The sequence below is a fragment of the Deefgea sp. CFH1-16 genome, from assembly GCF_016881365.1.
Taxonomy (GTDB): Bacteria; Pseudomonadota; Gammaproteobacteria; order Burkholderiales; family Chitinibacteraceae; genus Deefgea.
On record NZ_WLYT01000001.1, the window covers coordinates 2,310,448 to 2,336,877 of the forward strand.

The following is a 26,430-nucleotide window of genomic DNA, read 5'->3' on the forward strand; positions in this document are numbered from 1 at the left end:
TGGCGCTGGCCACGACCAACCGCTGTTGATTACATACCACCACTTTGCTGGTAGCGTTTTTCTAAGTGGCTGACTCCGGCTGCGAGTACCAAAGTCATGATTAAGTAGATAAATGAGATGGTGAGATACGGCTCCCAGTAGCGAGAATAAGCACCCGCAACGGTACGCGCGGCATAGGCCAGTTCAGCTAAACCAATCGCAGAAACTAAGGAGCTGTCTTTCACCAGCATAATGGCTTCATTGCCAAGTGGTGGCAACATACGGCGGAATGCTTGTGGAATAATGACAAAGCGCATGGTTTGGCCATACGACATACCGAGTGAGCGAGAAGCTTCAAACTGACCTTTGGCAATTGATTGAATCCCTGCGCGGAAAATCTCGGTAATATATGCGCCGGCATTTAATGTGAGGGCGACTAGACCTGACAAAAATGCACCATATTCTTGACGTAAAGTGGCCGCCATGTCACCACTGAGTAAAATACCGGTATCGGGATGAACCAATAAAGGCATCACGGCAAAGTGGGTCAATAAAATTTGTACGAATAGCGGCGTGCCACGAAAAAAAGTCACGTAAGCAGTCGCTGGCCAGCGTAATAATAGTTTGACTGGATATTTCCAGACACCATGCTTCACTTCAGCCAATCGAGCCATGCCGGCAAATAGACCAATTAAGGTTCCCACGGTCACCGCAACTAAGGTGATGCCGAGTGTCATTTTGGCGCCGTCAATAAATAGATCTCGATATTCCCAAACAATTTGTAGTTGGAAGTTCTCAAGGAGCGGTGCTGTTTGTTGGATTTGTTGCCAAATCGTAATGAAATCCATGGTCATACCTATTTGATACAGAAGAAAAAGAAGCGCGACCGTTCAGCGGTGCGCTTCTAGGGTTGATGCTTAATGCCAATTCAACGGATCAAACTTAAATTGATGCTGAGTGACTGCTGGTGATTCGCTTATTTACCAAAGTACTTGGTATAGATTTTTTCGTAGGTGCCATCGGCTTTGATTGCGGCTAAGCCTTTATTGATTTGTTCGATCAAGGCTTTGTTACCCTTTTTCACTGCAATACCATAATATTCTTTGGCAAAAGTAGCGTCGTCGATGATTTTTAAGTTCGATTTTGGGTTGTTTGAAACAAAGTTAACAACGACACCGTTATCTGCGACGACTGCATCTACACCACCATTTTCCAATTCTTTGATTGCCAATGGCGTTGATTCAAAGCGTTTGATATTTGGGCTGGTTTTACCCTGTAACTTTTGAATCACTTCATCGCCAGTGGTGCCCGTTTGTACACCGACTTTGATGGTTTTTAAATCAGTAAATTTACTTACTTTGCTCTTTTTGTTTACCGCAATCAATTGTTTAGCTTCAAAGTAAGGCTCTGAGAAGTCCATTGATTGTTTGCGTTCAGGCGTAATGGTGACTGATGAAATAACCATGTCACGATCACCATTGGGTAGTGTGGCAAAAATACCTTCCCATGGCGTATTGATGAATTTGATTTTCATGCCTGTTTTTTGGGCAATCGCCTCAAGAATGTCAACACTAAATCCAACCACTTCTTTTTTGCTGTTGAGTGACTCAAAGGGCGCATAAGCTGCATCGGTTGCAACTTGATACACTTTTGCAGCATTGGCATGTGTACTGAACATCAGACTGGCAAACAGAACGCTAGCAAGAAAACCTAGTTTTTTTGTATTCATTATTATCTCCAGGTACAACAAGAAAAAGGGCAGGACGAGAATTGTATATGAAATACACAAAATTCTCACGCTGCCCAGATGCTAGTAAGCTTTAAAGTTCAATATAATCAGGATTATCCCTAGGTCTGTAGCGATTGCACCGTCTTAGCCAATGATGTCATCCATCCCACTTGATAGTTCAGATAGTTCAGAGAGCTTAAAGAATAGCTCGTCTTTGTTGATGCCTGTCTCAACTAAAACTGAATCTGGAATTTGTTCGGCCAGATCTTCGATGCTGGTTTTTTCTGTGGTTAAAACGGTAATTAATTTGGCTAAAAACAGGACGGCAGTGAGCTTACTGATTGGTTCTTGGCTTAGTGGTGAGTTTTGACCACGAATTGCAAGTTGGATTTCGACTGGGAAGTTCCACCGTCTTGCTAGCTCTTCACCCACCATGACATAGTCAAAGCCAATATTATTGGCCTCAAGCGCAACACGATCACCGCCACTTTCAACAAATTTATCAATTTTAACTGCGAGTTCTGGCGCGATAATATGGATGAGCATTTCACCGATATTGTGAATCATGCCGCATGTAAAGGCGACCTCGGCATTAATCTTGGCCTGTTTGGCTAACCATTTGCAAATCGTGGCGACTGAGAGGCTGTTTCTCCAAAATACTTTACGATCAAAGCCAGGTGTGGCGACAAAGGCACCCGTAATACCAGAAGCGACCACCAGTGTACGCACCGTATTGAAACCTAAAACTACGACTGCTTCTTGTACCGAACCAATTTGGCGGCTAGCACCAAAGTGTGCTGAGTTGGCAAGACGAAGTACTTTAGCGGTAATAACCTGATCTTGCGCTATTTTTTTTTGCAACAGTATCTATGTCGATGTCATCTTTGCTGAAGCTGTCGATCAGCTCCTGAACGACTTTAGGGATGGTAGGTAACTTGTGAGTTTGTTCAAAGACTTCTTCTAATTTCATTGGTCTTACTCCCAGTGTATTTTTGTCAATTACGCTTAGTCATACTAGAACACCAGAAATCACTATGCCAGTTTCAAACGTAAAAAAGCCGTACTCATTGATTGAGTACGGCTTTTGGCGATTGTGGCTGAGTTACTGATTAGTCTTGATGGGTCTCAATTTGAGATAAACCATCAGCGCTAGCCGTTTTGTCCTGCGTTTCAGCGGCAACATCGCGGCGACGGCGGACTGTTTTAAGTGGTTGAGTATCAACCACTGTTGTTACGACTACAGCTGTGGCAGTTTCAACCATTTTTAGCTCAATGGCTTCATTGACGATGACTGGTTTAGCCACGGCATTGCGTCGACGCGTCGCAGTCGTATTGATCACTGCCTCAGGTTGAGGTGCTGTAGCTTGTCGCGTTGCGACTTGCGTTAAGTTGCTTGCTTCCAGAGGCGTCGTTTTGGCTTCAGCAGCTGGAGCCTCTACATTGCTTGTCGTTACACTAGCTACGACTTCTTTGTGTACGGCTGGCGTTGCAGTAACTGAATCACTTGTAGTAGCAGCTTGTTGCATCGCAGGTTCAGCGGCAACTCGTTCTTTAGCGACTTCTGGGTGTTGAGACTACTGTAGCCGGAGCAACAGCCTCTATAGGAGCAACAACAGGAGCTGGAGCAACAACAGGAGCTGGAGCAACAACAGGAGCAGGAGCAACAACAGGAGCAGGAGCAACAACAGGAGCAGGAGCAACAGGCGCTGGCGCGACAGCCTCAGCCACTTGTGGTGCGGTGGCGATTTGTGCAGGAACAGCTTGTTCCGCTGTGCTTGTTTTAATCACTGCAACTTGAGTTGTTGGTGTTTCAGTCGCAATTGCAGCGCTTTCAACAACGGTAGTTTCAACATCCGTGCGGTCGCGACGATCGCGACGACCACGGCGACGACGGCTACGCGTTTCTGCGTTGCTATCGGTGGACGCTGTCGCTGCGTTTTCTGGTGCCGTGGTGACTGCAGCCAAATCGGCCTTGAGTGTTTCACTGCGTTGCTCATTGCGCGGCGTACGTTCTGCACGAGGTTGGCGTTCCGGACGTGGCTGACGTTCAGGGCGCTCGGCGCGCTCAGGGCGTTCCGCTTTTTCGGGGCGGTTTTGATTGTCACGTTTTTGCAAGTCTTCTTCAATGCGCGGCTTATTGCTTGGGCGCGCATTACGCTCGGTACGATCACGAGTTGCATCACGCGTTTCACCGCGCTGACTATCTGGACGAGGTTCGTTGCGATTGCGGCGTTGATCGTTGCGGCCGCGTTGTGGACGCGGTGCGGGCTTAACTTCTTCAGCTTTAACGACTTCTGGCGTAGCACTAAACCATGAAACAATTTTTTGCCATAGCGATGCTTTAACTTCGGGGGCCGCTTGACGCGTTGGGCGCTCGGATGTCGCTGGTGCCGGTTGTGATGGCGTAATGCCTTTTACCGCCGCTTCTTGACGCTTGGCTTGTTCTTCCTTGGCTTTAGCTGGCTGATAGCCTTCATCCGTCGGTTGTTCAACCATGCGATAAGAAGGCAGGATGTCTTCAAGTTGGTTAACATCATCGTGGCGTAAACGCGTGATGCTGTAGTTTGGCGTTTCTAAATGCGTATTTGGGATCAAAATCACGCCGACTTTGAGGCGATCTTCAACTGCAAACAATTCCGCACGTTTTTCATTGAGCAAGAATGTGGCGACATCAACTGGCACTTGGGCGTGGATTGCGCCGGTGTTTTCTTTCATTGCTTCTTCTTGAATGATGCGCAAGATGTGCAATGCCGATGATTCAATGCCGCGAATGAAACCGGTGCCGTGGCAGCGTGGGCAGGCCATGTGGCTGGTTTCTTCTAAGCTTGGTTGCAGGCGTTGACGTGACAATTCAAGCAGACCGAAGCGGCTGATTTTGCCTGTCTGTACGCGAGCACGGTCGTGATGCAATGCTTCACGGACACGGTTTTCTACTTCGCGTTGGTTTTTCGGGTTTTCCATGTCGATAAAGTCGATCACGATCAAACCACCTACGTCGCGCAAACGCATTTGACGGGCGATTTCATCGGCCGCTTCAAGGTTGGTACGCACGGCTGTTTCTTCGATGTCACCACCGCGAGTGGCTTTAGCCGAGTTGACGTCGATTGACCATAACGCTTCGGTGCGATCGAGTACGATGGCGCCGCCGGATGGCAGGCTCACTTCACGTGAATAAGCGGTTTCAATTTGATGCTCGATTTGAAAGCGTGAAAACAGTGGCACATCGTCTTGATAGAATTTTACTTTGTGCGCGCTGCCTGGCATTACGTGCGCCATAAACTGCTGGGCTTGCTCGTAGATGTCACGTTTGTCGATGAGTAATTCACCGATATCCGGTTGGAAGTAATCGCGGATGGCGCGAATCACCAGACTAGATTCTTGATAGATCAAGAATGCGCCGGTTTGTTTGGTTGCTGCGTCTTCGATAGCGCGCCACAGTTGTAGCAAATAAGATAAATCCCACTGCAATTCTTCGGCGTTGCGGCCAATAGCGGCAGTACGTGCAATGAGGCTGGTACCGACTGGCGTATCGAGTTGATCCATGCTGCTGCGCGCAATTCATTGCGCTCTTCGCCTTCGATACGGCGAGAAACACCGCCGCCACGAGGGTTATTTGGCATCAAAACTAAATAACGACCGGCCAAGCTGATGTAGGTAGTGAGGGCTGCGCCTTTATTGCCGCGTTCGTCTTTTTCGACTTGAACGATGACTTCTTGGCCTTCAGAAAGATTGCCGGCTACGCGGCCACGACCACCTTCGCCGTCACCCATGTATGAGCGAGCAATTTCTTTAAATGGCAAAAAGCCATGACGGTCGCAACCGTAGTCAACGAAACACGCTTCAAGCGAAGGCTCGATGCGAGTGATGACGCCTTTGTAGATATTGGATTTACGTTGTTCTTTACCAACGGTTTCGATGTCGAGGTCGATCAGTTTTTGACCGTCGACAATCGCAACACGTAGCTCTTCAGCTTGTGTTGCGTTAAATAGCATGCGCTTCATGTAGGACTCCGGCGCACACTGCTCAGATTGAGTGCAAATCAACAGGGTGGTGAAGACGTCAGTTCGGCGCAATAGCAGCCATGCTATCTGGCGCAGATTAAATTAAATCTGCGGGAGGTAACAAAAAGGCTAGATGTTGCGGCTTAGGAACTGGGTATCGTTCTCCACAATAATCATTATGAGGTCTGTCTAGCTATACCCTAAGTTTCTTTGTTTTAGACAACTTAGTGTGAATCAATCCGGTCAGTGCACTAATGTAATAAATCAATTACCATCGCTGCTTGATGCTACGGTGAGCGTTATAACCGTTCTCCGACTCTGATAACCGGCGTCACCTCTCTGGCATGACGAGCCCCGCGCATCAGCTCCAAATATGGAGTTGGCAGATAAAGTATTTTTATCTACGGCGGGAAAGAATTCGTCAGCTGATAAGGCTGAGCTTGCGGTCAAAGAGCGGAATTTGTAATTAGATCGGTGGTGCGCTTTGGTAAAGCCTCACCACGGGCAATTTAGCAGTATTTTTTCATTAATACCTAAATTGCGTTGCCACCCCAGTCTTTAAGTATTTAGCTTAAAGCGGCCACAACTTGCTGCAAATTGCAGCGCGTCACAGAGTATATGTCAATATGTCCGAGACTAGCAAAGCGTCTGTCACTTTCGTGACGATCGAAGCAGAAGATGCCGGTCAACGGCTCGATAATTTTTTATTAAAAATGTTGAAAGGGGTACCTAAAAGCCATATTTACCGCATTGTTCGCTCGGGTGAAATTCGTGTAAATAAGGGGCGGGTCGATGTGACCTATCGCATTGCTGCGAATGATGTGATTCGCATTCCACCGGTACGCGTTGCTGAGAAAGCGGCGGTGCCAGCTACTGTTTCTGGTGCTGCACAGGCGGTACAAATCCCAGTTGTTTTTGAAGATGATGCCTTGATTGTTTTAAACAAACCGTCTGGGATGGCCGTGCATGGCGGTTCCGGAATTAGCTTTGGTGTGATTGAGCTTTTGCGCGCGCAAAGGCCGCAAGCCAAATTCTTAGAATTGGTACATCGCTTGGATCGAGATACATCGGGTTTATTGTTGGTGGCTAAAAAGCGCAGTGCTTTAGTTAAAATGCATGAAGTGTTGCGTGAAAACCACCGTATTGATAAGCGTTACCTCGCTTTGGTTGAGGGTGTCTGGCCAAATGAGCGTAGTCATGTGAAATTTAAGCTGCTCAAGTATGAAACACCAGAAGGTGAGCGCCGAGTTAAAGTGCATAGCGATGGTTTAACGTCTCAGACAACCGTAAACCGTAAGCAAGTGTGGGCAGATCAAGCCAGTTTGCTTGAATGTGAGCTTAAAACGGGTCGAACCCATCAAATTCGGGTCCATTTATCTGCCAGTGGGCATGCGATTTTAGGTGACGATAAATACGGCGATGCCTCCGTAAATAAAACAGTGGCTCGACATGGTTTTAAAACGGATGTTTTTACATGCTTGGCGTTTAAGTTTGGATCACCCACTAACGGGAGAGCGAATGGTGCTTGAAGCGCCTTTGCCCGTAGAGTTGCAATCTTATTTAGATACATTGAATTCTCAAGGAAAATAATGAGCCGACAATTTGATTTATTGGTGTTTGATTGGGATGGCACCTTGATGGATAGTACTGGCATGATTGCACGCTCGATTCAACGTGCATTTCGCGATGTTGGTTTAACTGAACCAAGTGATAAGGATGCACGCTTTGTCATTGGTTATGGTTTACATGAAGCGATGCAATACTTGGGCCCGCAATTAAATGCTGAGCAAATTCAGCGTATTGTCGATGCCTACCGTGGTCATTTTTTATCTCAAGACCATGAATTACAGCTTTATTCTGGTGTTGAAGAGGGCTTGTTACGTTTACAAGCCGCAGGTTTTCGCATGGCAGTGGCCACCGGAAAGTCACGCGCAGGTTTAGATCGCGTGTTGGCAGCAACGGGATTGTCGCCATTTTTTGAGGTGAGCCGCACTGCGGACGAGGCTTTTTCTAAGCCACATCCTGCGATGTTGGAATACATTCTTGAAGCATGCGATATCGAAGGCCACCGCACTTTGATGATTGGCGATACAACGCATGATCTGCAGCTGGCAATCAATGCCGGCACGGCGAGTTTGGCATTAAGTTATGGTGCGCATCCATTGCATGATTTATTACCGTTACAACCGTTGGCTCATTTTGATGATTTTAGTCGATTGACTGATTGGATTTTGGCGCATGGCTAAACGCAAAATTTGCGTTTCGACGGATGTGGTTGAGTGTGGCTTGGCGTTTCGTTTTGTTTTGATGCAGCGAGGGCGAGAACGTCAGGCCATATTGATTCGTTTTCAGGGGATGGTGTACGGCTATCTCAATGAATGTGCGCATATACCAATTGAACTCGATTACAATCTTGGTGATGTATTTGACTTAAGTGGACAGTATTTAGTGTGCTCTACCCACGGTGCTTATTACGACCCCCGCAATGGTCTATGTTTAGGTGGCCCATGTTCGGGGCAACGATTGCAATCGATTGCTGTATTTGAACAAAATGAAGCCATCTGGCTGACTAAGGAAGGAATTAGTAATGAATGAAGCGCAAGAGCGTAGTGTTTTGCAAGAGGTGCTCGGCGCCTCAATTAAAGAGCAGCGCCGTGCGCGTCGTTGGGGGATTTTCTTTAAGTTACTGACCTTTAGCTATTTATTCCTCATCTTGGCTTTGTTGATGGGCTGGTTGGGTAAAGATGGTGATAAAGCCACCATGAAAGCACATACCGCGGTGGTTGATTTACAAGGAACAATTGCCGCCGGTGGCGAGGTGACCAGTGCATTGATTACCGAAGGTTTACGCGCTGCGTTTGAAGACAAAAATACCAAAGCAGTGATTTTGCGTGCCAATAGTCCAGGCGGCAGCCCAGTTCAAGCGGGCATGATGCACGATGAAATTCAGCGCCTTAAAAAACTGCATCCGCAAATCCCTTTTTATGTGGTGATTGAAGATATCTGCGCTTCGGGTTGTTATTACGCCGCAGTAACCGGTCAACAAATTTATGCAGATAAGGCATCGATTGTCGGTTCGATTGGCGTATTGATGGATGGTTTTGGCTTTACGGGGGCCATGGAAAAAGTCGGGATTGAGCGTCGCTTACTCACTGCTGGGGCAAACAAAGGCTTTTTAGATCCATTTTCACCACAAAGTGTTGAGCAAAAAGAGCGCGCCCTTGGCATGCTCGATGAAATCCATCAGCAGTTCATTGGCGTTGTTAAAGCGGGGCGCGGAAAAAAATTGGTTGATAATCCGGACTTATTCTCAGGTCTCGTTTGGTCAGGTGAAACCGGTGTCAAACTTGGCTTAGTCGATGGATTAGGTTCAGTAGAAAGTGTGGCGCGTGATATTGTTAAAGTCGATAACATCGTCGATTTTACGCCGCAACCGACTTATGCTGATCGCCTTGCGCGTCAATTGGGAGTTGCTGCTGCAACGACATTTAGCACCCATCTTGGTTTACAAATTAAATAAGTAGGCGTTATGGCACGCAAACAACGGCATGAAGAGCACGAAAATCATGAAAGATGGCTGGTTTCTTATGCCGACTTTATCACGCTGTTGTTTGCTTTTTTTGTGGTGATGTATGCCATTTCATCGGTGAACGAAGGCAAGTACAAAGTACTGTCTAATTCCTTGGTCGATGCATTCAAACCACAGCAAAATCCTCCTGCCGTGCAGCTAGACAATCAAGCCATCAAAGGTAGTCCACAACAAATTAAACTGGCACCTCAAATCAGTCCAAGCAATCCTAAACTCGAACAACAAACTCAAAAAATGAAAGGTATGGCCAATGACTTGCGAGAATCATTGGGGAGTCTGATCGATCAGGGCAAAGTGAAGGTGACTCAGTCAAAACGTGGGATTGCCGTTGAAATCAGTGACTCTATTTTATTTGACACTGGGCGTGCTGAATTACAAACTAGCTCAGAAGACGCATTACTAACGATCGCCGAGCTGGTTAAAGCAAGTGACAATTTAATACAAGTAGAAGGTCATACCGATAATCAACCGATTCGAGCTGGACAGTTTCCAAGTAATTGGGAGCTTTCAGCTGCACGTGCCTCGAGTGTGGTGCGTTTATTTGAACAAGCAGGTGTTGCACCCCAAAGAATGGCGGCGATTGGTTTTGGTGAGTTTAGACCAATGGATACCAATGATGCAGCTCAAGGACGAGCTAAAAATCGACGTGTTACTTTGAATATTTTGGCAGATAACAAAGATGAGGTTGCCATCTTACCGAGCAATCCATAGCTTGTATTTTGCTGATGCCCCGATACCTGTTGGCGATTAGCTTCTGCCATTCCCAATCCCTTCGATTGTATGAGTGCTAGCCCTCTCATTTAGTCCTTAAGCCTCTTTTAGTTAGTCTGTACTTCCTCCTTCAATTTTGTCGTCACTGAAACTGGCATAAAGCTACGTGGTGGTGAGATTCGATCTAAATTTGTAGATCAGCTTTTTAGCGAAGCGACTTCGTCAATTCAAAAGTGCTGTTGCCAAAGTTTCAAATAGCATGTTCAAAGTAAATTCTTTCTTCAAAATTTCTATATTGTTAATTATTTGAACTGAGTTTTGACAATTCTCGCATTTTTAAAATTAAGCAACTAATCTGATTCAAGACATATAGAAATAGGCTGCGTGCTAAGGAGTGAGCTTTGCAGGATTTTTCATCGGCGAGTAATGAGCAGCTGCCGCTTTTTTTTTCAGCAGCTTGAGGAATTATTTTTATTCGATATCGAGCAAGCTTATGTGGCCAGTTGCGCCTTATTGGCGCGTTGTAAGCAAATAGAACTGTCGGCACTTCACTCAACAAAAATGCACTTGCTGCACAGCAAAATGTTATGGGGTAAAGGGCAATATCGCCCAGCTCTTTATTCAATAACACAAACATTAAAAAAAATTCAGAATCATTCATTGTTCGAATTAAAAGCGGAAGCTTATTTGTTGCGTGGACAATGTAATCTTAATTTGAAACGTCATGTTGTTGCGGTCGAAGATTTTACCTATGCCGTAGAATTAGCATTGGAGTATTCACAGATTAGTATTGCGATTGAATCTTATGTCAATATCAGCCAAATTTACTATTTTGCTGGTCAGTTTGATGCATCAAAAGAAATATTAATTATTGGATATCGCCTAGCTGTTTTACTGAATGATCATAAACAAATTACAAAAAGCGGAATATTTTTATCTAACTATTTGAATGAGTCAGGCGATCATGCTAGTGCTCTTTATATTTTGAATCAAATAGAGTCCAGCTCACTTCAGTATGGTGATATGACATGGGTAGTTGAAGCAGGAATCAATATTGCTACTGCATATGCAGGAATGAATGAAAATGAGTTAGCTGAGGTCTACTTTGAGTCAATGCTAGCCATTTCGAATTTTAATCATGCAGTATGGGCAAAATCATTAACCTTATTAAAGTATGGTGAGTTTTTGATTCAGCAAAATCGCTTTGAAGAGGCGATTAATTATTTAGAAATTTCGGCAGAGGGGATTAAGCAATTTGATTATGGTAATGTAAGGAGGCAAAGTGCTAAATTATTACTTAATGCCTATAAGCATATTGGTGACTTTAAATCTGCTTTGTCTGAGATAAAAAAATATAAGCAGTTTTCTGAGTCATTGTTGTCTGATCATTTATTACATGATTTAAAGGCAAGTGCATTAAATTTATCAAGATTGGATCGGTCGCGAAAAAAAAATAATTAAAACAAGAAAAAATTTTGAGCACATGCTTGATTTGATATCTCCGGGTGAGTCTAGAGTTCGTTATCAACAGTTTAAATTGAAATGTTTCAGTGCTTCAAATTCTGTTAAAGTAATTCATGTTCAATTACTGGGCCTATTATATGTAACTGGGTTGTATTTACAAAAAATGAATGCTTTGCTGCGTGAGTTTTGCCTTGCTGAGTCAACATGGACCAAACTACCTAATTTTGCATATTTAATTATCCCTGATCAAGCCTATGTCAATTCAGCTGCTGCGTTAAATCAACTAGAAAAAGTAATTGATGGGTTTCCATGGCGCTGGCATGGATTGAATCCTCCCGTAGTAAAAATACAATTGATTTCACTTCAAGCTGCAATTGAATTACTTTTACCTTTGGAAGATGGGGGTAAAAAAAATGAACTATTTATCTAAGAGATTAGATAATTTTACTTACCATCAGGACATTGAATCTCAATTTTACAATGTAGAGAAATCATACTGGGAGTCAGGTTCAGATAGTCGTAATTTATGCGAAGATTTAGTACATCGATGTAAGAATGAAGTGCATCCTTGGCTGGGGTATGCCTATGCCCTGCATGGGAGAATTTTATTAGCATTTGATGAGGATGCTAAAGCATTAGCTACGCTGAAAAAAGGAACTAAATTAGTTGAAAAAAATAAAGATATCGAACATTTACCTTTTTCTATGTTATGGCTTGGGGTTGCTTTAGAGCGAAATAGTCAATATATACATGCTATTGAGATTTGGGTAAAAACGATTGACTTAGCATTAGAATTAACTCAATTGGAATATGGGGTTGAGGCATATTTAAATGCATCAATGATTTATTATCAGTTAGGGCAATATGAGAACGCTGATATTTTAATGCGCAATGGTTTGAAGTTGGCCGAGTCGATTCATAGTAATAAATTGATAGCAAAAAGTGGGATTTTTTTGGTCGATGGCTTGTTATCCACAAAGCGATATGATGCGGCTTTAGCGTTACTTGCTAGAATTGAGCCCTATGCATTGGCACATGGTGATATGACATGGTTGGTACAAATTTGCAATGGATATGCAAATTCATATTGGAAAAATGGTAATGATGAGTTGGCTATTTTTTATTATGAAGTGGCTTTGGCAATCGCCAGTAATTATAAAATGAAGTGGGGATACTGTATTACCGTTGTTAATTATGGGGAGAGTCTACAGAGTATTAATAAGCTGGTTAATATTTTCCCTGTCTTGTTAAATGCAAAGAAAATATTGAAAGAAGTTAATCATAATGACTTAGATGCTAGGTTTAAATTATTTACTTTATCAAGCGTACCGTGAATGCAATGACTATCTATCGGCTTTAAATGTTCTACGTGCTTATGAAAGGCAAACAATTCGACATATTACGCATGAGATTGGAGAAAAAGGGTTTAGATTAAATTTAAATCGCTTAGATAAAGTGCGTGCTTTACTGGTTAGAACCCATGTTAAATTTGAAAAGTTGGCAGGCTGGGTTGTTCCTGGTGTTTCATTACAGCATTTAAGACAATTTCGTTTGCGATGTGAGTCTGCTGATTTTAGTGATCGAGTTATTGAGCTTACATTAGATTTTCTGATTGACTCTGTGGTTGAGCAGCGAATTTCAATATTACTTAATGATTACTGTGCTTTGAGTGACTTATGGATATTTGTACCGCCATATCGCTATATTATTTACCCAAAAGAGTCGAATTTTATTTTAATGGAGTTTGCTCAATCTCTGGCTATGGCGATTGAAAGTCTTCCATGGGAACGATATGGCAAAGATAAGATTAAGGTTAAATTTAAACTACAACTTGCAAATGAAACCATGCTTAGACAGATAGATATATTATTGAAAAAGGAGCTAGAGCATGTCTGAGCAACTTGCAAGTTTATTTGCACAGCAAAAACAATTTAGAAGACATAATTATCAGCAAGCATTGATTTTGTCAGAGAAATTGATTGAACAAGCCAAAGAGCTGGATAATGAAACCATATTAGCTCAGGCGTTATTTTTACGCGGTGAAGCATTTGAAAAAACAGGAAGTTATATTTCATCTCGGCAGATGTTAGAGTCTGCATTAAAAATTGCTGTGAAGTTAAATTTAGATTTTCTATTGCTAGATGTTTATGAGTGTCTAGGTAAAGTTTACTATATTTTAGGTGATTTAAATAATGCGTTAAGTACTTGGGGCCAATGTCTTGAGCTCGCACTCAATCAACATTCTATTGTTCATTATATAAAGGCCTACGTAGGGATTGGTGGTGTTTATTTATACTTTGATATGGCTGAAGAATCTTTGCGGCATCATAAAATTGCTTATGATTATGTGCAAGAATTAAATGATGACCAATTACTCATGATGCTGCATTTATGGCTAGGCCATGATTATCAACGATTAGCACAGCATGAATTAGCCTTGCAGCATTTAGCATCATGCCGAGCACTTTATCCACACACCAATGATGCAGGCATGATGAGTGAAGCAATTATGCATTCAGGTTTTGCACAACTCGGTTTAGGGCGATATAACGAAGCAAGACAATGCTTTTTACAAACGATTACTTTATCACAACGCCATCATTATGCTTGGTCTACGGTGATGGGGCAGCTGGGAATTGCTGAAATAGCTTTACTACAAGGCGATATGCAAGTGGCTTTAGTTGAATCGCAACATGCGCTTGATGCGGCCTATCAAGGCGGGGCACAGCATCAAGAAATGAAAGCGAGTCGAATTCAATCTGCGGTATATGAGAATATGGGGCAGTTTGAATTAGCGCTTACTTTGTATGAGCGCCATACCGAGTTAGCAATTAAATTAGCAAAAGAGCGAACTTTTACCCAAATTGAAAGTAGCACTATGCGAAAAATATCGCGTATGGAAATGCGATTGAAGTTATTAAAATCTGAACAGCAAAAAAACAAAATATTCTAAATGAAAGCATTCGGCAGCAAGCAGAGCATTTAGCAGAAAAAAATACCTTAATTGCGATCAATCAGGCGAAAAGTGATTTTCTAGCGTTAATTAGTCATGAAATTAGAACGCCATTGTCGGGTGTTATTGGTATGTTACGTTTGGCGGGGGGCAAAAAGAATTACGTCCTGCGACTCGTACTCAAGTTCGGATGGGCTTGGAGAATGCAGAATTATTGTTGGAGATAATTAATGATATTCTGGATGCTTCAAAAATTGAATCAGGGAAATTATCGATTGAATCAATTCCATTTGATTTGATTAAATTATTGCATCAAGTCGTTGATTTTTTTACGGCTCGTGCCGAAGAAAAAGGCATTACATTTATATTGAATATATCTCGGTTTAGTCCTGTTGGTTGCTTGGGAGATCCAACGCGGATAAGGCAAATATTATTTAATTTAATTGGAAACTCAATTAAGTTTACTGAGCAGGGTTCGGTAACAATTACGGCTTATCGAGATAATGAACAGGTTAAGATATTAATTAGCGATACGGGTATTGGTATGGATGAAATGACGATTGGCCGGTTGTTTCAAAAATTTGAACAGGCCGATACGTCAACAACTCGAAAATATGGTGGCACTGGTTTAGGGTTGTCAATTTGTCGTGGTTTAATTGAGTTAATGAATGGTTCTCTCGGTGTGACGAGTGCGCCCAATGAAGGTAGTCATTTTAGAGTTGAAATTCCATTGCCGATAGTCAATGTGCCTGAGGAACTATCAAAATATGAATGTCCATTATTGCCATTAAATTATATAAAATAAAAGTGATTTATGCTGAAGATGTTGAAACGAATCAATTGATTGTGCGTGCATTAGTTGAAGAAATGAATCTTTCATTGATTGTGGTGGATAATGGTGAAGAAGCATTACGTGCCTTGTCTGAAATGAGTTTTGATGTTGTTTTGATGGATTGGCGTATGCCAATTATGGATGGAATGACCGCTACGCGTTTAATTCGTGAAGGCGGTTATTTACAGTATCGTGTTAAAGATCCTGATATTTATATTGTCGCGTTAACGGCTAATGCCACGGCAAAAGAGCAAGATGAGGGGATGGCTATTGGTATGAATGATTATTTAACCAAGCCGGTTTCGTCTCGTGGTTTACATCAAGCATTAAATCAAGCAATTCATTATCAGTTGCAACGCGGAATTTCATTGCCATTAATGAATAAAACGGTAGGCCAAGACTTTAATAATTTAAAAAAATCATTATCAGCGCCAGCTTTGCAGTGGATAGAGCAACTCACTGATTTAGGTGTTGCTGTTGACGAAGCATTAGATCGTTTGAATGGAAATTTATCTCGTTATCAGAGATGGCTATTGCATTTTTTCTCTGAAAATCAGCAGTTTTTTACTGAAGTTAATCAGCTTAAGCATGTCGATCGTTTAGATGATTATATTGAAAAAATTCATGCGATGCGTGGTGTCTCCGGAACATTAGGTTTAATGGATTTTTATCGTTCGGCGAGTGAATTAGAACAAGCATTGTTTCAGCAGCAGAAGGAGACGATAAAAAAAATCCCTGATTTTTATGAATTAGAGCAAGCATGGTTACGAGCTAAAAAAAATAAAATATTACCATTGATAGAGATTGAATCAATGTCTAACTCTTTGATTCAAGCCGAAGGTCTGTTGCCGAAAAGCTGTTTAACCACAGCTCTAGGATTGCAAACAGCTTTGAAGAATAACAGTTTACGTGCTAGGAAATTACTATTGGCTTTGCAGGCCGAATTGCCTGAGTCTAAATTTAATTTGCTGGTTGATGTGACCAGCGCTTTAGAAAAGTTGGATTATCCTGCTGCATTAGTAGCATTGAATCAACGAATTCCCTTGTCAGTGGAAGAGGTGATTATTAATGGATGAGGCTTTTATTTTAGTGGTTGATGACCAAATGAATACGATAGAGACGCTGGGCGAGGTCTTGGGCGATGAGCATGATGTCCATTTTGCTTTGAGTGCAGAGCAGGCCTTATGCCATATCGAGCGTAAGCTACCAGAGCTGATTTTGCTCGATATTATGATGCCAGAGGTCGATGGTTTTAAATTTTGTGAAATTATAAAATCTAAGTTAGAAACTAGGGATATCCCAATTATTTTTATTAGTTCTTTATCATCCCCTGAACAAGAAACTCGAGGTTTAGAGGCGGGGGCTGTTGATTATATTATAAAGCCATTTAATGCCTCAATTGTTCGTGCTCGAGTGCACAATCATTTGGAATTAAAGCGGACTAAGGATTTGCTGCGGGTGTTATCACAAACCGATGTATTAACGGGGATGGCCAATCGTCGGCGATTATTTGAATTACTTGATCAAGTACAAGATCGATCATTGCGGTTGACTCAACCATTGTCGATTTTATTAATTGATGTCGATTCTTTTAAACAATATAACGATTTATATGGACATATTGCTGGGGATCTTTGCTTGCAGCGAGTTGCGGGGGTCATTCAATCTTCGCTACGCTCAGTGACCGATGTTGCGGCTCGTTATGGCGGAGAAGAGTTTTGTTGTGTGCTGGAGAATTCTGATCAGGAATTGGCGCTGCAAATCGCAGAGCGAATTCGCAGTAGTATTGAGGCTTTGCGAATTCCACATCTAAATAGTGCCGTCACAATGTGTGTGACGGTCAGTATTGGGATTGCAACTTCGAGCACTACGAGCCGCATTCAACATGCGCAATTATTGATGAATGCGGATAAGGCCTTGTATGCAGCCAAAGATCAGGGCCGCAATCAAGTTCGTCATGCGAATGTTCATTTACTTTAAAGCGATCTATTTCCTTGAGTGCCACAGCCAAGCGTGATGATACGTAATCTGATCATGTAAGATCGTGGCGTATTGGCGCACAGTGCATAAACTACGGGTAGGGTATTCATTTGTGCGCCATGGTTTATTTGTTATCTAGCAATATACCTCGTGGTTTCTCTAGTTTTTCCAAGGTGAGATATAAAACTGGGGTGATGTAGAGTGTGATGAGTTGCGAGAAAATCAGCCCACCGACAATACTCACCCCCAAGGGTTGACGTAGTTCAGCGCCAGCACCTAAGCCCAGAGCGAGGGGCAATGCCCCCATCAGTGCCGCAAGCGTGGTCATCATAATCGGTCGAAAGCGTTTGGCGCTGGCCTCAGTAATAGCATCAATCGGGCGTAGGGCGTTTTTGCGCTGCGCTTCAAGGGCAAAGTCGATCATCATGATGGCGTTCTTTTTGACAATCCCGACCAGCAGCAAAATCCCAATCATCGCAATAAACGTGAGCTCTAGTCCGGTGATTTGCAGGGCGAGTAGCGCACCAATCGCTGCCGATGGAGTCCCCGCCAAAATGGTAATCGGATGAATCCAGCTTTCGTATAACACCCCCAGCACCACATAAATGACGGCAACGGCGATCAATATCAGCCAAAGCTGGCTCGATTGCGTTTGTTGATACAGCGCGGCATCCCCGGCAAATGCACCAAAGATCGAACCGGGCAGGCCGATTTGGCTTTCGCTGGCTTTAATTTCGCGTGCAGCATCCGACAGCGACGCACCTTCGGCCAAGTTAAATGAAATCGTAATCGCAGGCAGTTGGCCTTGGTGATTGATTGCCGTGGTAACGGCGGTTCTTTCGATGGTGGCAAAGCTACTTAAAGGCACTAAAGCGCCTGATTTACTGCGCACTTTAAGTAAATTGAGTGCGTTTTCATCTTGGCGGGCGCTGTCTTTGAGTTGCATCAGCACCGAGTAGCTGTCTTGCGGCGCATAAATAGTTGCCACTTCGCGTTCGCCATACGCGCCATACAGCGTATCGCGCAAGCTTTGCATATCAATGCCTAATTCGCTGGCGCGATCACGATTGACGTTGATTTTGGCTTGCAGCGTTTTTTGTTCCGAATCGGAGGTCACGTCGCGGAATGTGGGGTTGGCGGCCAGCGTGTTTTTAAGCTGATCGGCCCATGATTCCAACTGGTCGGAGCTCACGGCTTGCAAAGTATATTGATAACTACTTTTACCGCTACGTCCACCAATCTGCAAATTTTGGGTAGGGCGATAAAACATGCTAATACCCGCAATTTTACCCGTTGATTTGCGTAAGCTATCGAGCGTTTTCGCCATGTTTTGTCGCTCTTGGCGTGGCTTGAGCGTGATAAAGAAACGCCCGCCGCTGCCGCTGCTCCCTAGGCTAGAGGCGACGGTAGCGACATTGGGGTTGTCGAGTAAAGCTTGTGCCGCTTTTTGCTGTAACGCCAACAGTGCCGGATAGCTAATATCTGGCGAGGCATCCATGCTCGCTTGCACTTGCCCGATGTCTTCTTGTGGGAAAAAGCCTTTGGGTGCTTGGATATACAGCGCGGCGGTGGCGGCAAAAGTAGCCAAGGTCAGCAACAGCATCCAGCGTTGATGGCGCAAAGCGACGGCTAAACTGCGCTGATATGCGGCCAGTAAGCGATTAAAACCGGCTTCAAAGTAACGACTCCACGCCGGCTCGATTTTTTCTTCGTCGTGTGTGATTTTAAAAAACGCGCGGCAAACAGTGGAATTAAGGTCAATGAGACTGCCATTGAAACCAACACCGCTAAAGACACGACGACGGCAAATTCGTGAAATAACAGGCCGATGGTGCCGGGCATAAAAAAGATCGGAATAAATACTGCAATCAGCGAAATCGAAATCGAGACGACGGTAAAACCAACTTCTCCTGCGCCGGTGATGGCCGCTTCCAATGGCGCCATGCCTTCTTCGATATGGCGAACGATGTTTTCCAGTACCACAATCGCATCGTCGACCACCAAGCCCAGCGCCACAGTCAGGCCCATTAATGAAATGTTATCTAGGCTATACCCCAGCCAGTACATCAATGCAAACGTTGCCAGCATTGAGATCGGGAGCGATACCGATGGGATTAACGTGGCGGCAGCTCGGCGTAAAAATAGCAACACCGACAACACCACCAAGCCCATGGTGAGTAGCAAGGTCAAACTCACGTCATGAATCGATTCGCGGATCGAGGTCGAGCGGTCATTGAGTTTTTTAACTTCAACTGAGGCGGGCATTTGCGACGTCAGTCGCGGCAACATGGCGTTAATGGCATCCACGGTGGCGACGGTATTGGCGCCGGGCTGGCGCAAAATGGCCAAAATAATCGAGCGCTGACCGTCAATCCAGCTACCTGATTTGATGTTTTCAACGCTGTCTTCCACGGTGGCTACATCCGAGAGTCGAATCGGTAAACCATTTTTGGTGGCGATAACGAGGCGGCTAAATTCAGCGGCATTTTTGAGCTGCGCATTGGCTTCCAGCATTAAGGTTTGGCGCTCGCCCTCAAGCTGGCCAACGGGTGAGTTGGCATTGGCCGTTTTGAGCGCGCTAGCTAATTCAGGCAAAGATAAGTCGCGCGCAGCCAATAAATCCGGATCAACCGCCACGCGGACTGCAAAGCGTTTTTGCCCATAAATAGTCACTTGCGCCACGCCATCAATGGTCGATAAAGCTGGGCCAATGAGGTTATCTGAATAATCATTCAGTTGCGCCAGCGATAACGATGGCGAATTAATACTCAGCATCAAAATTGGTGCATCCGATGGATTGACTTTGCGATAGCTCGGTGGGCTTTTCATATCGGTTGGCAAGCTGCGATTGGCGCGATACAGCGCAGCTTGTACGTCGACCGCCGCTGATTCAATATCTCGCGAGGGCGCAAATTCCAAGGTAATACTGGTGCTACCCAGCTTGCTGGTCGATGTCATCGTCGCCAAGCCCGGGATGGTTGAAAATTGCTTTTCGAGCGGCGTTGCCACCGCATTGGCCATGGTTTCTGGCGACGCGCCGGTTAAGCTGGCTGACACGCTAATCGTTGGTGTATCGTAAGTCGGCAGTGCGGCAATGGGTAAATGAAACCAAGCAATCGTGCCGGCCACCATGACGGCAATCCACAGCAACAGCGTGGCCACAGGGCGATGAATCGCCCACCAAGAAATTCCGTGACTCATTATTTTGACCCTTGCGCTGAAGCGGCGCTGCTGGCAGCCAAGGCCGGACGACTCGCTTCGATGACTTGAGCGCCAGGGCGCACATTTTGGCCGCCTTCTTTAATGATTTTGGTTTCGGCGGCAACGCCTTCAATCAGCGCTTGATTACCAACACTACGGATGACTTGAATCGGCTTGACCTGTGCTTGTTTGTTTTGGTCGATGACATACACAAAGCGCTGCTCAGGACCCGTTTGAATCGCTTGAATCGGCACAACTAAACCTTTTTGTTCGGCCAATTCGATGGTGACGCTGCTGCTGAGCCCGGCCACAATTGCAAATCAGCGTTGGCAAATTGCGCTTTGGCCAATAGGGTGCCGCTGGCTTTGTCGACGGTATTGTCGAGAAACACCAATTCGCCACTGCGAGTTTGGCCGTTCGGTAATTGTGTTTTTACTGGGACTTTGCCTTGGCTTTGCGCCGCAAGTAGGGCCGGTAAATCGCTTTGATTAATATTAAAACTGATTTGAATCGGGTCAGTTTGCGAAATCGTCACCAAGGCTTGGGCGGCATTCGATTGCGCTAAGCTGCCTTGTTTTAAGGCAATGGCGCCAGTTCTGCCGGTAATTGGTGCATGAATTTGGGTGTAAGACAGATCGACTGCGTTGGCGCGCTCATCGGCTTGGGCCGCCGCCACTTGGGCTTGTAAACTGCCCATTTTTGCGCGCGCGGTATCGACTGCCGATGGCGATAAAAATCCAGCTTGAGCGAGTTCTTCTGTACGTTTTAAATTGCGTTCGGCCTCGGCAAACTCGGCTTTGCTTTTTTCGGTAAGCGCTTTGCTGCGCACCATTTGGCTTTGTACGCCGCGCGAATCGAGCGTAAATAGCAATTGACCGGCTTTGACGATGTCGCCTTCTTTAAAATGAATTTGTGCGATTTGTGCATTTACTTGCGGGCGCACTTCAACGGTTTGCACCGCTTCGGCGTGGCCAATGGCGCTAATCTGATGCGGTAGTGCGCCCTGTTTGACTTGCGTACTAATAATATTGACTGGGCGCTTGGCGCCATTTTTATTGTCTTGCGCTTTCTCGCAAGCACTCAATGCTAATAAACAACAGCAACTCAATGCTGCGAGGTTGAATCTATTCATTTAACTCGCTCAATTCAATAGTTTAAAGCGCCGTTGGTGAACGACGATGGATCAATGTTTGCCGATGGTGATGCCGCATAATCGTGGCCATGGCCAGCATGACCATGAGACCAAAACTGATCAGTATCATTTGCATCGGTGGCACGCCATGCGTGGCGTATTGTACTTGCAGTAGCGCGCTACTGTTAGGTGCAAGTGGCAAGCTGAGGTATTTAATCATTAAAGCGTGCAAGCCCACCATGATTAAGATGCCCAGGTTTTCATTGAAGTTTTGTACCGCAATGGAATGCCCAGCCCCCATCAGTAGTTGGCCACGATGCTGCAAAACTGCATTTAAAGGGACAAAAAAAAAACCCGATAAAATCCCAATCAGCAGCATCAATAACGCGGCTAGGGCAATTTGGTTGACCCACAACATACAAATAAGTAATGCCCCCATCAAAAGTCCAGCCGGCATAACGCGAAAAGCATGGGGTAATGACACAAATCGTCCAGCCAATAAAGCGCCGATGGCAATACCCACAGCAACAATGGCAATTAAATGAGTGGCGGACTCTAAATCGATGCCCAACCACAGCAGTGCCCAGTTCAGCACCACCAAGCGCATGGTTGCGCCTGCGCCCCAAAATAAAGTGGTGATGGCCAGCGACACTTGACCTTGCGGATCACGCCACAGCCGTTTGAGGCAGTCGTAAAATTCTGCGATTTGATAGCGTGGGCTGAGGTGGAGTGGTTTGAGGGCGATATTTGGACGGGCAATGGCCGCATTAATCAGCGCGGCAATACTATATAAGCCGCCAATGATGACAATTGTAAACTGGCTATTGTTTAGGTATTGACCAAGGGTATTGCCCGATAACCATTGATTGATATTTGATCCAGATAAATACCCACCAATGAGGGTGCCTAAAATTATCGCAAAGACGGTTGAGCTTTCGAGCCAGCCATTGGCAGCAACCAGTTGCTCAGGCGCTAAGCTCTCGGTGATTAAGCCGTATTTGGCGGGCGAGTAGGCCGCAGCGCCCAAGCCGACCAAGGCATAAGCCAATAAAGGCGAGCCACCCAAGCCCATTAATATGCAGCCGAGTAGTTTGATGCCATTGCAAAGCATCATCACTTGATTTTTTGGTCTGGCGTCGGCCAGTGCGCCAGCATAAGGCGCAATTAATACATAAGAAACCGTAAAGCCCCACAGCAACATCGATAAATGCCACTCGGGCGCATGTTGTGATTTGAGTAAGGCCAAGGCGGCAAAAAACAGGGCGTTATCGGCTAAAGCTGAGAAAAACTGCGCTGCCAATATTTTATAAAATCCGCTTTGCATCATTTGTGCCTTGCACGGTGCTGAGATTGTGAATTTATATCAGCTAAATATGACAAAACTACCGCCTCTGACGGTGGTGTAAGATTAAAGTACGCTGTTTTGCGTGGTATGATCGCAGGCGTCACAATTAAAAAGCTTGGGCGCTGCAATGGATATTCTGCAGTTTTTAGTTACGATTTTTACCGATTACGGCTATCTCGCTGTATTTACAGTGTTATTAATCTGTGGTTTTGGTGTGCCAATCCCAGAAGACGTGTCTTTGGTCGCCGGCGGCGTGATTTCGGGGCTGGGCTATGCGCATGTGCACACGATGTTTGCCGTGGGTATGCTGGGCGTATTGATCGGTGATAGTTGTATGTTTTTAGCTGGCCGCCATTTTGGGGCGCGCTTATTACAACACCGCTATTTTGCGCGCATGATGACCCCCGAGCGATATGCTGCGGTACAAGATAAATTTGAACGTTATGGCAATCGCGTGTTGTTTGTTGCCCGCTTTTTACCGGGATTACGTACGCCGATTTATCTGACCGCAGGGATGTCGGGTCGTATTTCTTATTTCCGATTTTTACTACTTGATGGTTTTGCCGCCTTAATTAGCGTGCCGATCTGGGTGTATTTGGGGTATTACGGTGCGTCCAATCATGAATGGCTCATTAAATGGCTAGGTCGCGGCCAATCGGCGATTATGGTTTTTGTCGCGATTATTGCGGTGATTGTCGCTGTGTGGTATTTCCGCCATTGTCGTAAACCGAAGTAATTCGAAGTCGTTTAACAAAAGTTTTTTTGCCGCGTGTTCTTGTCATTCAACTTTTGTTCGATTACTTATTTCTGAATTTCTAATTTTGAAGCCAATATGTCGCGCCCGATCCAAGCTCGCTTTAATTCACTCGCCTTAGCGCACAATTATCAATTGATTCGGCAAAGCGCACCGACGTCACGCGTTTTTTGCGGTGATTAAGGCCAATGCCTATGGGCATGGTGTGCAACGAGTGGTTGAGGCATTACCTGATGCCGATGGTTTTGCGATTTTAGAAATCAATGCAGCAATTCAATTGCGAAACTCTGGGTTTACACAGCCTATTTTGTTATTGGAAGGTGTTTTTAGTGCGGCAGAATTAACGGCGTGTGCCGAGTTTGATTTGGCCATTGCGCTGCACTTGCCTATGCATATTGAATGGTTAGAGCAGGCACAACTATCGCGGCCGATTGCGGTTTTTCTCAAGCTCAATACCGGAATGAATCGCTTGGGATTTCCTGCCGAATCGGCGCCAGCTTGGGCAGAACGCTTGGCGTGCTGCCCCAATGTCGCCAGCGTGACGGTGATGACGCACTTTGCCTGCGCTGATGAGCCAAGCAAAGGCATTGATCGCCAGTGGCAGCGATTCCTTGCCGCGACTCAGTCGTTGGCATTACCGACTTCGTCGGCCAATTCGGCAGCGATATTTGCTTATCCGCAAACGCATGGCACGTGGGTGCGGCCTGGGTTGGCACTGTATGGTTCATCGCCATTTAGTGATCAATCGGCGGCGAGCTTAGGTTTACAAACGGTGATGTCGCTGTGCTCGGAAGTGATTGCCACGCAAACCGTCGCGGCAGGCGAATCGGTGGGTTATGGGGCGAGCTTTATTGCGCCTGCGCCGATGAAAATCGGTATTGTGGCTTGCGGTTATGCCGATGGTTATCCACGGCATGCGCCGACAGGTACGCCAGTGTGGGTAGCCGGGCAAAAAACGCGTCTACTCGGGCGCGTTTCTATGGATATGCTATGTATTGATTTAACGCCATGGCCCGAACTCGATGTCGGTAGTCCAGTTGAGCTCTGGGGCGAGCATTTACCGATTGATGAGGTCGCGAGTGCTGCGGGGACTTTAAGTTATGAATTAATTAATGTGCGCGATAGCTGCGCGCGTGCCAGTGCAGACGCAACGCTAAATGGAGAGTGGCATTGTGTATAGATCATGTTGGGTTTGAATTGCGGCGCGATAATAAATCGGTATAAAAAAGCCGTGTGTTTATCGGCTTGTATTCAAAAGTATTAACTCATTCCAGAAAGTTATAAAGCGCAATAGGCGCTACCGCGAATTTAATATTTTTGCATTCTATTTTTAGTGACTGTTGTAATTAGAGCTATTTATATATTTTATTTCTGTCGCAGTTTCTCGTTTTAAATAAATTCTTCATAAATCAATTCAATTGCCACTCCCCAAGCAGGGGGGCTTCCTTTACAATTAGTCTGTTTCTTTTAATCCCGCCCTGCAGGTTGAATCATGGCATTGATCGTCCAGAAATACGGTGGCACATCGGTGGGTACGACCGACCGAATTAAAAATGTGGCTCGCCGCGTCGCCAAACATAAAGCACAAGGTCACGATATTGTTGTCGTGCTGTCTGCCATGTCTGGTGAAACCAATCGTTTGATTGGCCTCGCTAAAGAAATGCAAGTCAATCCTGATCCGCGTGAGCTCGATGTGATCGTCTCGACCGGTGAGCAGGTCACCATTGGCTTGCTGGTCATGGCTTTGAAAGACATCGGCATCGATGCGATTTCATATACTGGTGCCCAAGTGAAAATCTTGACCGATAGCGCGCATACCAAAGCACGTATTCAGCATATTGATGATGCCAATATGCGTGCTGATTTAAGTGCCGGTAAAGTGGTCGTGGTTGCAGGCTTTCAAGGTGTTGATCCTGATGGCAACATCACGACTTTGGGTCGTGGTGGTTCAGACACCACCGGTGTGGCTTTAGCTGCGGCATTAAAAGCCGATGAGTGCCAAATCTATACTGACGTGGATGGGGTTTACACCACCGACCCACGCGTGGTGCCAGAAGCGAAAAAGCTAACAACGATTACTTTTGAAGAAATGCTGGAAATGGCCAGCTTAGGTTCAAAAGTATTGCAAATTCGCTCTGTTGAATTTGCTGGTAAATATAATGTGAAATTGCGTGTGTTGTCTTCCTTCCAAGAAGAAGGAGAGGGCACGCTGATTACCTTCGAGGAAGACTCTACCGTGGAAAAACCAGTCATCTCCGGCATCGCCTTTAATCGTGACGAAGCCCGTGTCAACGTTATTGGTGTTCCTGATAAGCCCGGTATCGCTTACCAAATTTTGGGCCCAGTGGCCGATGCTAATATTGATGTCGACATGATTATCCAAAATGTCGGTCAAGACGGCACAACCGATTTCTCGTTCACGGTGCCTAAAGGTGAGCTAGCGCGCACGATTAAGGTTCTGGAAGGCGTGCAAAGCCATATCGGTGGTCAATCGGTATCGGGCGACGACAAAATCTGTAAAGTGTCTATCGTTGGTGTGGGCATGCGCTCACACGTTGGAGTGGCCTCAACCATGTTCCGTACATTGGCTGAAGAAGGCATCAATATTCAAATGATTTCGACCTCTGAAATCAAAATTTCTGTCGTTTTGGACGAGAAATACTTGGAATTGGCCGTTCGTGTATTGCATAAGGCGTTTGGTTTAGACCGTACGGTGTAATTTAAGCACTGATTTAGTGTTGCTTTTGGCTGCGCCATTTA

At 45.1% G+C, this 26,430-nt stretch carries 23 protein-coding genes and 3 pseudogenes; 17 read left to right on the forward strand and 9 right to left on the reverse strand.

The features are described from left to right. Positions 1-29: 29 nt before the first annotated feature. From GKO28_RS12625 to GKO28_RS12650, 5 genes and pseudogenes are all read right to left on the reverse strand, one after another. Complete coding sequence (locus tag GKO28_RS12625) at positions 30-827, reverse strand: amino acid ABC transporter permease (RefSeq protein WP_182076492.1); 798 nt, start codon at positions 825-827, stop codon at positions 30-32. A gap of 128 nt (positions 828-955) precedes the next feature. After that, positions 956-1,657, reverse strand: coding sequence for a basic amino acid ABC transporter substrate-binding protein (locus tag GKO28_RS12630; RefSeq protein WP_247646786.1), 702 nt, complete (start codon positions 1,655-1,657; stop codon positions 956-958). Positions 1,658-1,852: 195 nt separating this feature from the next. Next, a complete protein-coding gene (locus GKO28_RS12635) occupies positions 1,853-2,569 on the reverse strand; it encodes an HDOD domain-containing protein (RefSeq protein WP_182076493.1) in 717 nt (238 codons plus the stop codon). Further along, positions 2,529-2,678 (reverse strand): hypothetical protein, encoded by a 150-nt coding sequence (locus tag GKO28_RS12640; protein ID WP_182076494.1) that lies wholly within the window; start codon positions 2,676-2,678, stop codon positions 2,529-2,531. Before GKO28_RS12640 ends, GKO28_RS12635 begins: the two co-directional genes overlap by 41 nt. Before the next feature lie 139 nt (positions 2,679-2,817). Next, positions 2,818-5,709, reverse strand: a pseudogene (locus GKO28_RS12650) (Rne/Rng family ribonuclease). Positions 5,710-6,335: 626 nt separating this feature from the next. Between GKO28_RS12650 and rluC the strand changes: the two are divergent. The 14 genes and pseudogenes from rluC (at position 6,336) to GKO28_RS12720 (ending at position 17,238) form a co-directional block, all read left to right on the forward strand. Further along, positions 6,336-7,299 (forward strand): annotated as a pseudogene (gene rluC / locus GKO28_RS12655) (23S rRNA pseudouridine(955/2504/2580) synthase RluC). Further along, entirely contained in the window at positions 7,299-7,955 is a 657-nt protein-coding gene (locus GKO28_RS12660) for an HAD-IA family hydrolase (protein ID WP_182076496.1), read from the forward strand. The pseudogene rluC and the gene GKO28_RS12660 overlap by 1 nt, the downstream one beginning before the upstream one ends. Then, a complete protein-coding gene (locus GKO28_RS12665; RefSeq protein ID WP_182076497.1) occupies positions 7,948-8,304 on the forward strand; it encodes a Rieske 2Fe-2S domain-containing protein in 357 nt (118 codons plus the stop codon). Before GKO28_RS12660 ends, GKO28_RS12665 begins: the two co-directional genes overlap by 8 nt. Further along, a complete protein-coding gene (locus GKO28_RS12670) occupies positions 8,297-9,229 on the forward strand; it encodes a S49 family peptidase (protein ID WP_182076498.1) in 933 nt (310 codons plus the stop codon). Before GKO28_RS12665 ends, GKO28_RS12670 begins: the two co-directional genes overlap by 8 nt. 9 nt (positions 9,230-9,238) lie before the next feature. Continuing rightward, positions 9,239-10,009, forward strand: coding sequence for a flagellar motor protein MotD (gene motD / locus GKO28_RS12675; protein ID WP_182076499.1), 771 nt, complete (start codon positions 9,239-9,241; stop codon positions 10,007-10,009). Positions 10,010-10,435: 426 nt separating this feature from the next. Then, on the forward strand, positions 10,436-11,470 hold the full coding sequence (locus GKO28_RS12680; RefSeq protein WP_182076500.1) for a lipopolysaccharide assembly protein LapB: 1,035 nt from the start codon (positions 10,436-10,438) through the stop codon (positions 11,468-11,470). A 22-nt stretch (positions 11,471-11,492) separates the two neighbouring features. Next, positions 11,493-11,903, forward strand: coding sequence for a hypothetical protein (locus GKO28_RS12685; protein WP_182076501.1), 411 nt, complete (start codon positions 11,493-11,495; stop codon positions 11,901-11,903). Further along, a complete protein-coding gene (locus GKO28_RS12690) occupies positions 11,887-12,807 on the forward strand; it encodes a lipopolysaccharide assembly protein LapB (RefSeq protein WP_182076502.1) in 921 nt (306 codons plus the stop codon). The genes GKO28_RS12685 and GKO28_RS12690 overlap by 17 nt, the downstream gene beginning before the upstream one ends. Beyond that, entirely contained in the window at positions 12,767-13,369 is a 603-nt protein-coding gene (locus GKO28_RS12695; protein ID WP_182076503.1) for a hypothetical protein, read from the forward strand. The genes GKO28_RS12690 and GKO28_RS12695 overlap by 41 nt, the downstream gene beginning before the upstream one ends. Next, positions 13,362-14,426: a hypothetical protein gene (locus tag GKO28_RS12700; protein ID WP_182076504.1), complete on the forward strand. Its 1,065-nt coding sequence runs from the start codon at positions 13,362-13,364 to the stop codon at positions 14,424-14,426. The genes GKO28_RS12695 and GKO28_RS12700 overlap by 8 nt, the downstream gene beginning before the upstream one ends. A gap of 56 nt (positions 14,427-14,482) precedes the next feature. After that, positions 14,483-14,653, forward strand: a complete 171-nt coding sequence (locus tag GKO28_RS22910) for a histidine kinase dimerization/phospho-acceptor domain-containing protein (RefSeq protein WP_374220769.1) — start codon at positions 14,483-14,485, stop codon at positions 14,651-14,653. Beyond that, positions 14,623-15,231 (forward strand): HAMP domain-containing sensor histidine kinase, encoded by a 609-nt coding sequence (locus tag GKO28_RS12710; RefSeq protein ID WP_182076505.1) that lies wholly within the window; start codon positions 14,623-14,625, stop codon positions 15,229-15,231. Before GKO28_RS22910 ends, GKO28_RS12710 begins: the two co-directional genes overlap by 31 nt. Then, positions 15,198-16,334 carry a hybrid sensor histidine kinase/response regulator gene (locus GKO28_RS12715; RefSeq protein ID WP_182076506.1) on the forward strand — a complete coding sequence of 379 codons (1,137 nt, stop codon included), beginning with the start codon at positions 15,198-15,200 and terminating at the stop codon, positions 16,332-16,334. Before GKO28_RS12710 ends, GKO28_RS12715 begins: the two co-directional genes overlap by 34 nt. Then, entirely contained in the window at positions 16,327-17,238 is a 912-nt protein-coding gene (locus GKO28_RS12720) for a diguanylate cyclase (RefSeq protein WP_182076507.1), read from the forward strand. Before GKO28_RS12715 ends, GKO28_RS12720 begins: the two co-directional genes overlap by 8 nt. Before the next feature lie 124 nt (positions 17,239-17,362). Here GKO28_RS12720 and GKO28_RS22915 read toward each other — a convergent pair. The 4 genes and pseudogenes from GKO28_RS22915 to lplT all read right to left on the reverse strand — a co-directional run bounded on the left by GKO28_RS22915 (position 17,363) and on the right by lplT (position 22,898). Beyond that, positions 17,363-20,439, reverse strand: a pseudogene (locus tag GKO28_RS22915) (efflux RND transporter permease subunit). After that, the gene (locus tag GKO28_RS12730; RefSeq protein ID WP_182076508.1) at positions 20,439-20,717 is read right to left on the reverse strand and encodes a hypothetical protein; all 279 of its coding nucleotides are present in this window, start codon (positions 20,715-20,717) and stop codon (positions 20,439-20,441) included. The pseudogene GKO28_RS22915 and the gene GKO28_RS12730 overlap by 1 nt, the downstream one beginning before the upstream one ends. Further along, positions 20,696-21,571 carry an efflux RND transporter periplasmic adaptor subunit gene (locus GKO28_RS12735; protein ID WP_182076509.1) on the reverse strand — a complete coding sequence of 292 codons (876 nt, stop codon included), beginning with the start codon at positions 21,569-21,571 and terminating at the stop codon, positions 20,696-20,698. The genes GKO28_RS12730 and GKO28_RS12735 overlap by 22 nt, the downstream gene beginning before the upstream one ends. Before the next feature lie 22 nt (positions 21,572-21,593). Then, the gene (gene lplT / locus GKO28_RS12740) at positions 21,594-22,898 is read right to left on the reverse strand and encodes a lysophospholipid transporter LplT (RefSeq protein ID WP_247646533.1); all 1,305 of its coding nucleotides are present in this window, start codon (positions 22,896-22,898) and stop codon (positions 21,594-21,596) included. 145 nt (positions 22,899-23,043) lie between these two features. Between lplT and GKO28_RS12745 the strand changes: the two genes are divergently transcribed. The 3 genes from GKO28_RS12745 to GKO28_RS12755 all read left to right on the forward strand — a co-directional run bounded on the left by GKO28_RS12745 (position 23,044) and on the right by GKO28_RS12755 (position 26,389). Continuing rightward, positions 23,044-23,652: a DedA family protein gene (locus GKO28_RS12745; protein WP_173533390.1), complete on the forward strand. Its 609-nt coding sequence runs from the start codon at positions 23,044-23,046 to the stop codon at positions 23,650-23,652. A 193-nt stretch (positions 23,653-23,845) separates the two neighbouring features. Continuing rightward, a complete protein-coding gene (alr, locus tag GKO28_RS12750) occupies positions 23,846-24,850 on the forward strand; it encodes an alanine racemase (RefSeq protein WP_307839009.1) in 1,005 nt (334 codons plus the stop codon). Between the two features lie 312 nt (positions 24,851-25,162). Continuing rightward, the gene (locus tag GKO28_RS12755) at positions 25,163-26,389 is read left to right on the forward strand and encodes an aspartate kinase (RefSeq protein ID WP_182076511.1); all 1,227 of its coding nucleotides are present in this window, start codon (positions 25,163-25,165) and stop codon (positions 26,387-26,389) included. The last annotated feature ends 41 nt before the right edge of the window (positions 26,390-26,430 follow it).

Bases quoted from the DNA above. Each gene is read 5' to 3' on its own strand.
- GKO28_RS12690 (WP_182076502.1), top strand. From the start codon at position 11,887: ATGAACTATTTATCTAAGAGATTAGATAATTTTACTTACCATCAGGAC.
- GKO28_RS12720 (WP_182076507.1), top strand. From the start codon at position 16,327: ATGGATGAGGCTTTTATTTTAGTGGTTGATGACCAAATGAATACGATA.
- GKO28_RS12735 (WP_182076509.1), bottom strand. From the start codon at position 21,571: ATGAATAGATTCAACCTCGCAGCATTGAGTTGCTGTTGTTTATTAGCA.
- motD (WP_182076499.1), top strand. From the start codon at position 9,239: ATGGCACGCAAACAACGGCATGAAGAGCACGAAAATCATGAAAGATGG.
- GKO28_RS12630 (WP_247646786.1), bottom strand. From the start codon at position 1,657: ATGTTCAGTACACATGCCAATGCTGCAAAAGTGTATCAAGTTGCAACC.
- GKO28_RS12665 (WP_182076497.1), top strand. From the start codon at position 7,948: ATGGCTAAACGCAAAATTTGCGTTTCGACGGATGTGGTTGAGTGTGGC.
- GKO28_RS12670 (WP_182076498.1), top strand. From the start codon at position 8,297: ATGAATGAAGCGCAAGAGCGTAGTGTTTTGCAAGAGGTGCTCGGCGCC.
- GKO28_RS12640 (WP_182076494.1), bottom strand. From the start codon at position 2,678: ATGAAATTAGAAGAAGTCTTTGAACAAACTCACAAGTTACCTACCATC.
- GKO28_RS12680 (WP_182076500.1), top strand. From the start codon at position 10,436: ATGAGCAGCTGCCGCTTTTTTTTTCAGCAGCTTGAGGAATTATTTTTA.
- GKO28_RS12695 (WP_182076503.1), top strand. From the start codon at position 12,767: ATGCTAGGTTTAAATTATTTACTTTATCAAGCGTACCGTGAATGCAAT.
- GKO28_RS12715 (WP_182076506.1), top strand. From the start codon at position 15,198: ATGTCCATTATTGCCATTAAATTATATAAAATAAAAGTGATTTATGCT.
- lplT (WP_247646533.1), bottom strand. From the start codon at position 22,898: ATGATGCAAAGCGGATTTTATAAAATATTGGCAGCGCAGTTTTTCTCA.
- GKO28_RS12745 (WP_173533390.1), top strand. From the start codon at position 23,044: ATGGATATTCTGCAGTTTTTAGTTACGATTTTTACCGATTACGGCTAT.
- GKO28_RS12700 (WP_182076504.1), top strand. From the start codon at position 13,362: ATGTCTGAGCAACTTGCAAGTTTATTTGCACAGCAAAAACAATTTAGA.
- GKO28_RS12660 (WP_182076496.1), top strand. From the start codon at position 7,299: ATGAGCCGACAATTTGATTTATTGGTGTTTGATTGGGATGGCACCTTG.
- GKO28_RS12755 (WP_182076511.1), top strand. From the start codon at position 25,163: ATGGCATTGATCGTCCAGAAATACGGTGGCACATCGGTGGGTACGACC.
- GKO28_RS12625 (WP_182076492.1), bottom strand. From the start codon at position 827: ATGGATTTCATTACGATTTGGCAACAAATCCAACAAACAGCACCGCTC.
- GKO28_RS12685 (WP_182076501.1), top strand. From the start codon at position 11,493: ATGCTTGATTTGATATCTCCGGGTGAGTCTAGAGTTCGTTATCAACAG.